Origin of the sequence: Pedobacter cryoconitis (assembly GCF_003259615.1) — a bacterium.
Taxonomy (GTDB): domain Bacteria; phylum Bacteroidota; class Bacteroidia; order Sphingobacteriales; family Sphingobacteriaceae; genus Pedobacter; species Pedobacter cryoconitis.
Map to the genome: position 1 here is coordinate 188608 of NZ_QLLR01000003.1, position 12523 is coordinate 201130.

At 38.9% G+C, this 12523-nt stretch carries 12 protein-coding genes; 10 read left to right on the top strand and 2 right to left on the bottom strand.

All coding sequences use genetic code 11. The features are described from left to right. Positions 1 to 150 precede the first annotated feature (150 nt). From efp to LY11_RS05890, 3 genes are all read left to right on the top strand, one after another. The gene (gene efp / locus LY11_RS05880) at positions 151 to 711 is read left to right on the top strand and encodes an elongation factor P (RefSeq protein WP_068404751.1); all 561 of its coding nucleotides are present in this window, start codon (positions 151 to 153) and stop codon (positions 709 to 711) included. A 1076-nt stretch (positions 712 to 1787) separates the two neighbouring features. After that, positions 1788 to 3227: a S8 family serine peptidase gene (locus LY11_RS05885; RefSeq protein ID WP_170132638.1), complete on the top strand. Its 1440-nt coding sequence runs from the start codon at positions 1788 to 1790 to the stop codon at positions 3225 to 3227. A gap of 513 nt (positions 3228 to 3740) precedes the next feature. Next, positions 3741 to 4307, top strand: coding sequence for a 5-formyltetrahydrofolate cyclo-ligase (locus LY11_RS05890; protein ID WP_111632801.1), 567 nt, complete (start codon positions 3741 to 3743; stop codon positions 4305 to 4307). A 33-nt stretch (positions 4308 to 4340) separates the two neighbouring features. Here the strand turns inward: LY11_RS05890 and LY11_RS05895 are convergent, their stop codons facing one another. Beyond that, positions 4341 to 5111 carry an exodeoxyribonuclease III gene (locus LY11_RS05895; RefSeq protein WP_111632802.1) on the bottom strand — a complete coding sequence of 257 codons (771 nt, stop codon included), beginning with the start codon at positions 5109 to 5111 and terminating at the stop codon, positions 4341 to 4343. Positions 5112 to 5195: 84 nt separating this feature from the next. Next, entirely contained in the window at positions 5196 to 5918 is a 723-nt protein-coding gene (locus tag LY11_RS05900) for a peptidylprolyl isomerase (RefSeq protein ID WP_111632915.1), read from the bottom strand. Positions 5919 to 6069: 151 nt separating this feature from the next. On the opposite strand from LY11_RS05900, the gene LY11_RS05905 reads away from it, so the two are divergent. The 7 genes from LY11_RS05905 (at position 6070) to LY11_RS05935 (ending at position 12477) form a co-directional block, all read left to right on the top strand. Then, positions 6070 to 6471, top strand: coding sequence for an HYC_CC_PP family protein (locus LY11_RS05905; RefSeq protein ID WP_111632803.1), 402 nt, complete (start codon positions 6070 to 6072; stop codon positions 6469 to 6471). Positions 6472 to 6592: 121 nt separating this feature from the next. Continuing rightward, entirely contained in the window at positions 6593 to 7129 is a 537-nt protein-coding gene (locus LY11_RS05910; protein WP_111632804.1) for a heavy-metal-associated domain-containing protein, read from the top strand. Positions 7130 to 7137: 8 nt separating this feature from the next. Continuing rightward, on the top strand, positions 7138 to 7947 hold the full coding sequence (locus LY11_RS05915) for a hypothetical protein (protein ID WP_111632805.1): 810 nt from the start codon (positions 7138 to 7140) through the stop codon (positions 7945 to 7947). Positions 7948 to 7951: 4 nt separating this feature from the next. Then, a complete protein-coding gene (locus LY11_RS05920; protein WP_111632806.1) occupies positions 7952 to 8470 on the top strand; it encodes a DUF3347 domain-containing protein in 519 nt (172 codons plus the stop codon). A 76-nt stretch (positions 8471 to 8546) separates the two neighbouring features. Next, positions 8547 to 9119 carry a YceI family protein gene (locus tag LY11_RS05925; RefSeq protein ID WP_111632807.1) on the top strand — a complete coding sequence of 191 codons (573 nt, stop codon included), beginning with the start codon at positions 8547 to 8549 and terminating at the stop codon, positions 9117 to 9119. A 78-nt stretch (positions 9120 to 9197) separates the two neighbouring features. Beyond that, positions 9198 to 10025: a 4,5-DOPA-extradiol-dioxygenase gene (ygiD, locus tag LY11_RS05930; protein ID WP_111632808.1), complete on the top strand. Its 828-nt coding sequence runs from the start codon at positions 9198 to 9200 to the stop codon at positions 10023 to 10025. Positions 10026 to 10128: 103 nt separating this feature from the next. After that, positions 10129 to 12477 (top strand): S9 family peptidase, encoded by a 2349-nt coding sequence (locus LY11_RS05935; protein ID WP_111632809.1) that lies wholly within the window; start codon positions 10129 to 10131, stop codon positions 12475 to 12477. The last annotated feature ends 46 nt before the right edge of the window (positions 12478 to 12523 follow it).

The window sequence follows — 12523 nt, forward strand, 5'->3', positions numbered from 1 at the left end:
ACATGTTGAATTGCAAGACTATTGTCAAGAAATGGGCTAAAAATTGGCCATATTTATATTATTTAAAATAACTATTGTAGAACCAGAAATTGTTTTTACCTTTGCGGCACGAAATAGCGCTGCTGGTAGAGCAATGAATTTCAGAAAAAAATGGCAAAAGCATCAGAAGTGAAAAGCGGTAATATTCTTCGTTTCAATGGAGAATTAATTGTAGTAGAAGAATTTCTGCACCGGACTCCTGGAAATTTAAGAGCTTTTTACCAGGCAAGAATGAGGAACATCAAAAGCGGCAAATTAGTCGAGTATAGGTTCCGCACAGATGAAGAGGTAACGATATGCCGGGTAGAGACAAATGATTATCAATATTTATACGAAGATGGAGAATTCCTCGTTGTTATGGATAACAGTTCTTTTGAACAATTTAACATCCCAAAATCATTATTTGGGGATCAGATTAAATTCTTAAAAGAAGGCATGAATGTTGTAATAGCATTCGAGAGTGAAGAGCCGATTTCGGCACAAACTCCCCAGCATGTTGAACTGGAGGTTACATATACAGAGCCCGCTGTTAAAGGGGACACTTCAACAAGTGCATTGAAATATGCAACAGTTGGAGCAGATGTTGAAATAAAAGTGCCGATGTTTATTAACCAGGGCGACAAAGTTAAGGTTGATACACGTACAGGTGAATATATAGAAAGAGTAAAATAAGAATTTTCATAGTTTAGTTTTAGGTTTAGGTTGATTTTGGCTTCGGAGTGGTTCCCGAAGCCATATTTTTTTAAAGACTTTTTTATTCAACCTGATCAGGTTCATTTCGTGTAAATAGGGATCAAGTCATAAACTTGTGTAGCAAGCTCTTTTTTCAGGATAAATTTTGACACGCTAAACAGAAAGTCTTTGCTATCACGGATGCTGTTATGCCTCTGGCAGTTGCGCTGAAAGCTTTCAATTTGCATGGGAATGACTCAGCCGAAACAAGGCCGGGCTGTTAGTAAATAAATTCAAAATAGCTTAATAATAGATCTATATCGGCCGGGTACTGGTCGGGTACTGCCTGAGTAGTCGTTAGGGTAAGAGCAATGCTAAAGTAACGTGAGAGCATGGCAAGTCCAAGTCAAAACAACTAGTTGAAATCAATTGGACTTGCCATGCTTACAGCCCGTTTACAACCTGGTGTCACCCCGACCACCACTCAGGCACAACCAAACCATAACTAGTTGAAGATTAATGAAATTATAATTTTCCCTTTGACTAACGAACGGACAACTGCGGACAATTGCAGACAGCTGCGGACAATTACGGACATTTTTTACGCATCAGGATAATCTTTAACGCCAATAGCCTACATTGGTGGAAAGGCATTTATTTATTATGGGAGGTTTAACGGGTAAATTTTCAAAGGGAATCCTGGGCGATTTCATTTTTAAAGCAGCAGTTTGGAGTACAGGTTGTTTCGAAAGTTCTGTAAGGGGCACAATGAAGCAATCAATAGAAACCCAAAGGCATCAGAGAACTTTGTAAAAGGAGCAAGCCTGGAAAAATCAGGAAGTAATTAGCTTATTAAAGAATCGTAACCATCTGCTTTGAACTAAGAAATATCAAAAACAAAACTTGAAATTTAATCCCTAATCCACAAGTTTATGACTTGATCCGTAAATAGCAGAAAATTTATTGGCAATGGAGTGTTTTAAATGCTTTTAGTAATTAGGAAATATGTTTACTTATATAATTAATTATATAGTTAAACGCCTTATAATTAACTTTATACCTTCTGATTGTGGATAATGATAAAAACGGATAAGTATTTCATTCAACTGGTGATGATAGCTTTTATGCTATTCGCTGTAAATTCTGTATTTGCGCAAACTGATGGAAAGATTAAGGCTAATTGGCAAAATCTGGATTTGAAAACAGACAGTGTTTTTGGGATCAGCATGGAAAAGGCTTATACACAGTTGCTAAGTGGAAAGAAAGAGACACCTGTCATTGTTGCAGTAATTGATGGTGGGGTTGATATTAATCACGAAGACCTCAAATCTGTCATTTGGACGAATCTTAAGGAGATCCCAGGCAATGGTATAGATGATGATAAAAATGGTTTTATAGATGATATTCATGGCTGGAATTTCTATAGTGCAGCCGTAGGAGAAGATACTCAGGCTGAAATTTTATCTGTACACAACAAGATAGAAAAAACGAAAAGGGATCAGGAAATATTAAATCATATGTTGCAGAAGATGTGCAAGCCTATTCCAACTATTGATGATTTTAAGAATTATGTACCCGGCAGCCCAGAGGAACTTAAAATGCAGACGGCAATGATTACTGGCTTGAAAATTTATCCGGATTTTGTTTCCAAAGAAAGGGTCAAACTGAAAAAAGCGGCTGATTTCTATAAGATGCAGTTGGCATATTATGAAAAAAAGGATTATGACCCAATACCGGGTGGACCTTCTAGTATACATGGTACTCATGTGGCAGGTATTATTGCTGCAGTTCGTAATAATAATGTTGGTACTAACGGAGTCGCAGATCAGGTGAAATTGATGGTTATTCGTGCAACTCCTGGTATCGATCCGTTCAAAGAGACGGCGGATTCAGCAACTATCTACACATTAGGCGGAACTGAAGAGAATAAGAATATTAAGGCAATAGCTGACGCTATTCATTATGCAGCTGATAATGGAGCAAAGGTAATCAATATGAGTTTTGGAATACCGTTAGCCACAAGACCTGCTACAATCTATGAAGCAATAAGATATGCCGTTAGCAAAGATATTTTGATTGTTCATGCCGCTGGTAATACCGGGGAAAATCTGGATAAGATGGATAATCTTATCCCTGATAGGAAAACTTTGGAAGGTCAGGTTATAGCTCCTTATTGGATAGAAGTTGGAGCCTCAGATTCTAAAAATGATCAAAAATTAGCTACTGAATTTTCCAATTATGGTAAAAATAGCGTAGATGTTTATGCGCCGGGGGTTGATATTACTTCTACGGTACTTCGTTCTACCTATGATGAAAATAGTGGTACTAGTATGGCTGCTCCTGTAGTTACGGGGCTCGCTGCGGTCATCAGAGAGTACTATCCGAAATTAAGAGCAGTACAAGTTAAAGAAGTTATCATGAAGTCGGTTGTTCATGAAGATGTTTTGAAAGATAAGTGTGTTTCTGGTGGAGTAGTAAACGCTTATAATGCGTTATCCTCTATTACCAATTACTAATTAATTAACAAGGTATATACAATGTTAAAGGTTTGTGTGGAATTCTTGCATGTAATTTTTGGATTCATCCTGTCCATAGTTCACTAAAATTTGCCATAAACATACTTTTTAATTCCTGGAGTTGAATCAGTTTGGGCTACTAACGTTATATAAAGATTTGCAATATAATTTCTCAGGTTACTAGTTTATCAAAAAGAATCAAAAACTTTAATTTACGCCTACTCTTTCTATGGTTTTCGGCTTCCCCTTCATTAATTACTATATATGAAATTGACTATCGTAGAAAATTGATGATAAATCGGACTCTCTTATTAATGATTTAATTATAGGATTAATTTACAAAAACTTATTCTGTTTTGCTCTAGCCAGAAGTCCCTGAATATTGCCATTTGTAATGGTAATAAGTTGGATCAGAAGCAGGTCAATGAACAACTTTAGTTAAGAGGTGATTTATAACTCCTAATAGTTTCTTTACACAAATTTCTAACTTGCAGCACATAGAGCTATTACAAGATGAATAAAGCAGAAATCAGGAAACAGGAGACTAAAAAAAGGAAAGAACTTAGCCTGGAGCAAGTTTATGAGCTGAGTGAAAAGTTACTCGAACAATTTGCTACACTTGACCTGAGTGCTGTCAAAACACTTCATATCTTCCTTCCTATTGCCGAAAAGAACGAACCGGATACCTTTTTGTTCATTGCATGGCTTAAAACACATCATCCGCAATTAAAAATAATTGTACCCCGTGCAGATTTTAAAACTTCTTTAATGACGCATCATCATTATAAGGGAGAACAAGAGCTTCTAAAGAGTTCTTTTAATATTCTGGAGCCAGTGACTGAAGAAGAGTATCGGGGAGAAATAGACCTTGTTATTGTGCCTTTACTGGCATTTGATGATCGGGGTTACCGGGTCGGATATGGTAAAGGATTCTATGACCGGTTTTTAGAGGGAAGAAATACGATAAAAGTGGGTTTATCTTTTTTCAAAAGCGTGGGCATCATTGCTGATACCCACGAAAATGATATTCGCCTTAATCTTTGTATAACACCAGATCAGGTAATCTATTTTAAGGATTAAATCCTGTTCAATATCTGATTCAGCAGAAGGTATTTATGAAGTCAGCTCCAATAAGATAGGGCAATGGTCAGAGTGTACGGCATCAGATAAAATCTTTACATCTTTAATCCGGTTGAGCATAGGTTGCGTAGCTAAGTGATAATCGATACGCCAGCCCAGGTTTTTGCCTCTTGAACCTGCTCTGTAGCTCCACCAGGTGTAATGATGAGGATCTTTGTTCAAGTGCCTGAAGGTGTCAATAAAACCAGCTTCCAGGAACAAGCCCATCCACTCTCTTTCCTCAGGAAGGAAACCAGAAGAATTTGCATTGGATTTAGGGTTATGAATATCAATTGCAGTGTGACAGATATTATAATCGCCGGAAATGATCAGGTTTGGATAAGTTTCACGGAGTTTGGTGATATACTTCTCGAAATAAGCCATGAATTCATACTTTTTAACCTGTCTTTCGTCTCCGGATGATCCGGATGGCAAATATACGCTCATCAAAGAGAAAGTGTCAAAATCAGCCCTTAAAATGCGTCCTTCTTTGTCTATCCATTCTTCTCCACATCCGTATTCAACGTGATTAGGTTTGATTTTTGAAAATATAGCGACTCCACTGTATCCCTTTTTTTCTGCAGCAAACCAGTAATGATGATAACCCAGGTTCTCAATTAGACCAATTATCTCCGGAATTTGAGAAGGAAGGGCTTTCACTTCCTGAAGACAAATCATATCTGCATCCGTTGATTGCAGCCAGCCTACAAAGTTTTTTGTAGAGGCAGCACGGATTCCGTTCACGTTGTAAGAAAGTATTTTCATTTTAGTGTCTATTGTTTTTAATGGTGATGAAGCTTGCCTGGCTGAAAAGCCCAGACAGGTTTCATCGTAGTATATATTGTTTTTTTATTGGTTAAGCAGGAAAATGACTTCATCACCTCCTGATTTTTTCATTTCTTTTTCCAGCTTACGCGCCTTTCTTTTTTTCAAAAGTGTCACCGTCATTTTTACATCTGCTAAAGGGCGGTTATTGGAATCTGTTTTCACTGCCGCTATCGTGTCAATCAGCGGTAATCCACTTACAACCTCACCGTATACCGTATATCGTTTATCCAAATGAGGTACGCCACCTTTAGTCTTATAAATTTCGCGTTCCCATTGTGGAATTTTAAATTTCAACCTTTTAACTTCCATACTATCCAGCTGTGTATCGGTGAATTTCTTCCCCTGTACCAGATAAAACTGGCAGCCACTGGATGCCATCAGCGGATTATCGTCTCTGGCTGCAGCCAATACGCCTTTTTTGTGAAACAAGCTATCGCGGAATTCCGCAGGCACAGTATAACCGACATCCCCATTTCCCAATTCTTTACCTGCGGGTGCATTTTTAGAATCAGGATCACCTCCCTGAATCATAAATGAATTGATTACCCGGTGAAAAAGCGTACCATCATAAAAGCCATTTTTGACCAGTTTAACAATGTTATCCCGGTGCTGTGGTGTTTTATTGTATAACATGATGATACATTCGCCCTGCGCTGTTGTTATCTTTAGATATTGATGCTTTGGTCCGGAAGCAAAGACGGAATTCAGGCAAAGCAAGAGTAGTAGCGTAAGAAATGGCTTCATCTTATAGGTATTTTTGGCTAAGTTAAGACAGAATTCTACTTTAAAAAACTGGTATGGCATAATCTTGTAATCTTTCTGTTTCTTACCGGCCCCGTTTTTCGTTTTTAAGAATTTATCCTTAAGTTTGATAATTGATACTATTAATTCGTAAATGAAACTGAAACAAAAGATAGCTTTAGGATTATGTGCCTTTTACCTGATTAGCGTAATTGGTGTTGCCCTGAGCCTGCATTTTTGCGGGGGACAGTTATCTGGAATTCATTTGACGGAAGTTGCCCATTGTGGCGGCTGTAATGAAGCGGAAAAATCGGTTAAAAAAGAAGATTCCTGCTGTAAAAACACTAAGGTTGATGCTAAAATCAAAGACAGTCACCAGACAGGTCTGAAAATTGATGTTCCTAAAAATCATAGTCTTCCGGTATTAATCTCTTCTTATATTTCAGAACTGTTGTCTTTTGTTTTACCGCAGTTATTTAGTAAAATTAAAGAGGAAGCCCCTCCTTTATCCGCGCGGGTCGCCCTGCATGCCTACAACTGCGTTTTCAGAAATTAGATCAGGAATAAATTAAGTGTAATTGCGGATACTCATTCGCTATTGCCCCTTTGTATTAATTTATTTCAAATCATTAGCCCCTGTTTTTAATATTCAGACAGCCGCTTACAACAATTTCATTATGAAAACGATCAAATATTTCATTATCTTATTCTGCTTATTTATCGGCGGAAATACCTTCGCACAACAAATTTCTAAAGCTGAATTACAAGTTAACGGTCTAACCTGCTCTATGTGTTCAAGAGCTACTGAAACCTCTTTAAAAAGCCTTGGCTTTATTGAAACTGTCTCTCCCGACCTGAATAGAAACGTTTTTGTCCTTACTTTTAAAGCAGACAAAAAAGTAGATCTGGACGAAATCAGGGATAAAGTTCAGGACGCGGGCTTTTCTATAGGGGACCTTTCCGCCACCATTAACTTTAAAAATACACAAGTTGATGCTGCCGGACTTGCTGAACTTGATGGTGCTGTTTTTCAGTTCATCAATGCGAAAAGCAAAACATTGGACGGCCCGGTTATCGCCCGTATCATGGATAAGGATTTTATCACTTCGTCAGCTTTTAAGAAACAAGCTGCGGAACTAAAATCTGAAAGTTATCTTAAAGGAAAAGGTATTGTTCAGGGTAAAGAAACACGTATTTTTCACTTAAGCATTTAAGCACAAGAATGAAGTTTATTCAATTAGCAGCAGTAGTTTTTCTGCTGGGCGGGAGCTTGCGTGCGGGTGCACAGGAATTATATGTCTTTACAGAACCGGCAAGTAATATGGCGGCCAAATCTATCGGAGTCAGAATTACCAATGAAGGGATCTTTAACGGTGGTGGAAACAGGACCATGCCAGAAGTGATGTTTAGCTTTAATAAAAACCTGATGACACATTTTCAGGGGTTTTTCTCTGATATGGATGGCAAATACAGACTGGAAGGGGGAAGCGTTTATGCAAAATACCGTTTCCTTTCTATCGATGATACGCAGCGGCATTTACGCGCGGCGGTATTCGGCAGGGTAAGTACCAGTAAAAGGCCAACTTATACAGAAGATATTAATCTGGAAGGTGATAATAGTGGAGTTCAGGGTGGGATAGTGGTGACTCAACTACTTCATAAACTGGCTTTATCGGGTACGGTAAGCTATAGCAAAGCTTTTGATGTGGAAAGTCAGCGCGTAGCAGGAACCCTACAGCCAGATCAGATGATTGGGTATAGTTTATCTTCTGGATACCTCGTGCTTCCATTCGTTTATAAAAACTACAATCAGCCAAATTTCAACGTTTATTTTGAAATGCTGGGTAAAACAAATCCGGCAAACGGAAAGTCTTACCTCGATCTTGCGCCCGCTTTACAGGTTATTCTGAATAGCAGAACGCGTATTGATCTTGGGTACAGATTCCAGGTAGCAGGCGATATGGCTGGCAGATACAATAAAAACATGTACCTGGTACGTGCAGAGTTTAATTTCTTTAACGTTTTAAAATAATATTATGAAACTTATGAAAACAGTAATTTTAGGTTTAGCCCTTTTTTTAGGCGCATTTATACAGCCTGCCCTTGCGCAGAAAGCTGACGTGTCCGGTAAATTTAATCAGAGCCTGCAAAGCTATTATGCTTTAAAAAATGCACTGGCAACAGATAAACCTGAGGAAGCCCCAAAATTGGCACTGGTGCTGCAAACCGCAGTCAAAGAAGTTCCACACAAGGGATTTAAGGATACCAAACAACATCTGCTATGGATGTCTGAATCGGCTATAATTCAACAGAAAGCAGTGGAACTGAGTAAAAGTAATGACTTAAAAAGTCAGCGTAAAAGCTTTGAAGGAATCAGCACAGCATTTATCAAATTAGCAAAGGAGTTGAAGTTGAATAATCAGGAAGCTTATCTTCAATATTGCCCAATGGGTAAATTTAGCTGGTTGAATGAAGTGAAAGAAATACAGAACCCTTATTATGGGAGTGAAATGTACGACTGTGGTACTGTGAAAGATACGCTTGAAAAGAACTAAGCATTTCTTAACATACATCAAGGGTTTTTGCCATAATTCCCTTTACGTTTGTATTGTTAATTAAAACACATCATTTATGAAAAAGATATTTCTATTTCTGCTTGTTGCTTCGATCAGCACAGCATCATTTGCACAAACAAAGTGGTCAGCAGACCCAATGCACACTTTCATTAATTTTGAAGTTAAACATTTGGGTATCTCCTTTGTAAATGGGTCATTCAAGAAATTTGAAGGCACAATTGATGCAGCGAAACCAGATTTAACAGATGCTAAAATCAACTTTACTGTTGATGTAAACAGTGTTACTACTGGTGTTGAAATGAGAGATAATCATTTAAAAACAGATGATTTCTTCAATGCAGAGAAATATCCGACCATGACTTTTGTGGGTTCGTCCTTCAAGAAATTGAAAGATAATAATTATGAACTTGCTGGTAAACTAACTATTCGTGATGTAACGAAAGACGTGAAATTCAATGTCGTTTATGGCGGAATAGCTAAAGATCAGCAGGCAAATACAAGAGCGGGCTTTCACGCTACTACCACGGTTAACCGTTTAGATTATAATGTTAAATATGATCCGAGTGGAATGGCAGTAGCTAAAGACATCAAAATTGAGTTAAACCTGGAATTCGTTCAGGCTAAATAATAGGTTTTGTTTAAACTGAAGAGGGGTTGTTTAAGCAATATAAATGCTTGAATAACCCCTTTTTTAGCTAAAGAAATTATGGCAAACTTATCAGAGCTTAAAAATTTAACGGGAAATCTTCCTATTCAGGAAGAACTGATGCCTGTATTGTTTATTGGTCATGGTTCCCCGATGAATGGGATCGAAGACAATGAATTTAGTCAAAAATGGGCCGATATAGGGCGTACTATGCCCATTCCTAAAGCTGTTATTGTCGTTTCTGCACACTGGTTTACCAGGGGTACTGCCGTTACTGCAATGAACTTTCCAAAAACAATCCATGACTTTGGCGGATTTCCGCAGGCTTTATTTGATGTAGAATATCCTGCACAGGGCAATCCTTTACTGGCCGCAGAAACCGCAAAGCTGATTACCAGTACTAATGTTGTTTTAGATCACGACTGGGGGCTGGATCATGGCGCATGGACGGTGCTGCAGCATATGTTTCCAAAGGCTGATATTCCTGTATTGCAATTGAGTATAGATTATACAAAAGACCCAAGGGCACATTATGAAATGGCAGCTGAACTTTATCAGCTCCGCAGAAAGGGAATACTGATTTTGGGCAGTGGTAATATGGTCCATAACCTGAGGATGATGAGCTGGGAAATGATTGGCGGCGGTGGATATGACTGGGCACTGGAAATCAATGAGCAGTTTAAATCATTGATTATGAACAAAGAACATCAGCCGTTAATGGCTTATCAAAGTCTTGGCAAAGCGGCTATGCTGGCCATTCCAACACCAGAACATTATTTACCATTGTTATATACATTGGGCTTGCAAAATGACAAAGAAGAGGTTACTGTTTTCAATGATAAGGCTGTTGGTGGTTCTTTAACCATGACTTCTGTCCGGATTGGCTAGATCCTTCGAAATTAATTAAGCCCCTGTAACATTTGTAAAACCTTCTTTTTCAGCAGGAGCCGAGGCTTAATTTTTTCATAAATTGCGGTCTAAGTTTAAATTAATGAAGAAATTCTGCCTCTTATTTTTATTGGGTTCCAGCATCGCACAGGCTCAGGAAAGACCTGTTTTGACTGTAGAAAGTATCATGCGCGACCAGAAATGGCTGGGTGTTTCCCCGTCTGATTACCATTGGTCGGGTGATAGCAAAACAATTTATTTCAAGTGGAATCCTGAAAATAAAGACAATAGCGAGTCTTATAAAGTGGATATTTCTACTGGAAAACCTGTAAAAACAACAGACAAACTAGCCGGTCAGCAAAGCATAGGAGATTATATTTATAACAAAGACCGTAGTTTAGGACTTGTTGAAAAATCTGGTGATTTATTCTTGTACGCTTTTAAAACGAAGCAGCTACGCAGATTAACAAATACTTTGGAAGCGGAGCGCAACGCTGTTTTTTTAAACGATGGAACGATTGCTTTTCAAAAAGGAAATAACTTATATGCACTTAACCTGGGTACTTCAGAATTAAAACAACTGACCAATTTTGTTTCCGGAAAAAAGATTCCTGTAGTTCAGAATACGCAGGACAGCTGGTTAAAAACCGAACAGGATGGGCTCTTTGAGGTGCTTAAAAGCAAGAAAAAGCAGGAAGCTTTCAGATTAGCTAAAAAGAAAAGCCTGAGTGGTGACGATAAGCCTTTAAGAGCGATTGAACTGGGCAATCAGCAGCTGAGTAATTTAGTGATCAGTCCGGATGGCCGTTATATCAATTACAGGTTGAAAATTCCGGCTCCGGAAGGTAAAGAAACAATTGTCCCGAATTTTGTAACTGCTTCCGGCTATACTGAAGATATTCAGGGCAGAACTAAAGTAGGAGAACCCTTACCGGCTTATGAGAATTTTATCTATGACCAGCAGCGGGATACTGTTTATAAAATTCAGCTAACTCATATCCCGGGAATTAAAGAGCTTCCAGACTATCTGAAAGACTATCCGAAGCAAATGGAAGCTGCGGTTAAGAAAAATGAGGACAGGAAAGTAAATCTATCTGCACCAGTATGGAACACTGCGGGTACAATTGCTGTGTTAACAGCAGAATCACAAGATAATAAGGATCGCTGGATCTTAAAATTAGACGCGGCTACAGGTAGTCTGACACTTTTAGACAGGCAACGCGATGAAGCCTGGATTGGCGGCCCTGGTATCAATTCAGATAACCTGGGATGGACAGATAATCAGCATATTTATTTTCAGAGTGAAGCAAGCGGCTACGCGCATGTATACATAGCTGATGTTTCTACAGGAGTTAAGCGCCAGCTGACCAGTGGAAAATGGGAAGTAAAAAACCTTTCTTTATCCAAAGACAAACAAACATTTTATTTCACTGGAAATATAGAGCATCCGGGCATTACGCATTTTTATAAAGTGAGTGTGGATGGTGGAACGCCCATTAAAATTACCAGTATGAAAGGGGGGAATGAAGTTACTTTATCTCCCGATGAGCAGTGGCTGGCCATCAATTATTCTTATATGAACAAGCCCTGGGAGCTTTATATTCAGGCAAATAAGCCGGGTGCAAAAGCAATCAGGGTCACAGCATCTTCTTCTACGGAGTTTAAGGCCTATCCATGGAGGGAGCCGGATCTGGTATCTTTTAAAAACAGGTATGGTGATGATGTATATGCCAGGATTTACCCTGCTTTAAAACCTGCTGCGAACCATCCTGCGGTTGTATTTGTACATGGTGCAGGCTATTTGCAGAATGTACATTACTGGTGGAGCCAGTATTCCAGAGAATATATGTTCCATAACCTACTGGCAGATAACGGCTATACGGTAATTGATATTGATTATACAGCGAGTTCCGGATATGGCAGAAGCCACCGTACAGGCATTTACCGCCATATGGGTGGCAAAGATTTAACTGATCAGGTAGACGGCGTAAAAATGCTGGTAGAGAAGTACCAGGTGGATCCGCAGCATGTAGGGATTTATGGAGGCTCTTATGGTGGGTTCATTACTTTGATGGCCTTGTTTAATGAACCTGGTGTTTTCGCCTCTGGTGCAGCGCTGCGGTCGGTAACGGACTGGGCGCATTATAACCATGGCTATACTTCCAATATTCTGAACGAACCGGCTAATGATTCGCTGGCTTACAGACGCAGCTCTCCAATCTATTTTGCCTCAGGCTTAAAAGGAGATTTACTGATGTGTCATGGGATGGTGGATGAGAATGTTCAGTTCCAGGATATAGTGCGTTTGAGTCAGCGCTTCATAGAATTGGGTAAAAACAACTGGGAACTGGCTGTTTATCCTGTCGAAGACCATGGGTTTGTGCAACCTTCGAGTTGGACGGATGAGTATAAAAGGATCTTTAAACTATTTGAAAGGACATTAAAGAATTAAAATAGAGGAATGTTAATTCTTCAGGCTGTGCGTATAGCTTTTGTCT

Excerpts from the sequence above, each read along its gene's own strand:
- efp (WP_068404751.1), top strand. The coding sequence starts at position 151 with ATGGCAAAAGCATCAGAAGTGAAAAGCGGTAATATTCTTCGTTTCAAT.
- LY11_RS05885 (WP_170132638.1), top strand. The coding sequence starts at position 1,788 with ATGATAAAAACGGATAAGTATTTCATTCAACTGGTGATGATAGCTTTT.
- LY11_RS05890 (WP_111632801.1), top strand. The coding sequence starts at position 3,741 with ATGAATAAAGCAGAAATCAGGAAACAGGAGACTAAAAAAAGGAAAGAA.
- LY11_RS05895 (WP_111632802.1), bottom strand. The coding sequence starts at position 5,111 with ATGAAAATACTTTCTTACAACGTGAACGGAATCCGTGCTGCCTCTACA.
- LY11_RS05900 (WP_111632915.1), bottom strand. The coding sequence starts at position 5,918 with ATGAAGCCATTTCTTACGCTACTACTCTTGCTTTGCCTGAATTCCGTC.
- LY11_RS05905 (WP_111632803.1), top strand. The coding sequence starts at position 6,070 with ATGAAACTGAAACAAAAGATAGCTTTAGGATTATGTGCCTTTTACCTG.
- LY11_RS05910 (WP_111632804.1), top strand. The coding sequence starts at position 6,593 with ATGAAAACGATCAAATATTTCATTATCTTATTCTGCTTATTTATCGGC.
- LY11_RS05915 (WP_111632805.1), top strand. The coding sequence starts at position 7,138 with ATGAAGTTTATTCAATTAGCAGCAGTAGTTTTTCTGCTGGGCGGGAGC.
- LY11_RS05920 (WP_111632806.1), top strand. The coding sequence starts at position 7,952 with ATGAAACTTATGAAAACAGTAATTTTAGGTTTAGCCCTTTTTTTAGGC.
- LY11_RS05925 (WP_111632807.1), top strand. The coding sequence starts at position 8,547 with ATGAAAAAGATATTTCTATTTCTGCTTGTTGCTTCGATCAGCACAGCA.
- ygiD (WP_111632808.1), top strand. The coding sequence starts at position 9,198 with ATGGCAAACTTATCAGAGCTTAAAAATTTAACGGGAAATCTTCCTATT.
- LY11_RS05935 (WP_111632809.1), top strand. The coding sequence starts at position 10,129 with ATGAAGAAATTCTGCCTCTTATTTTTATTGGGTTCCAGCATCGCACAG.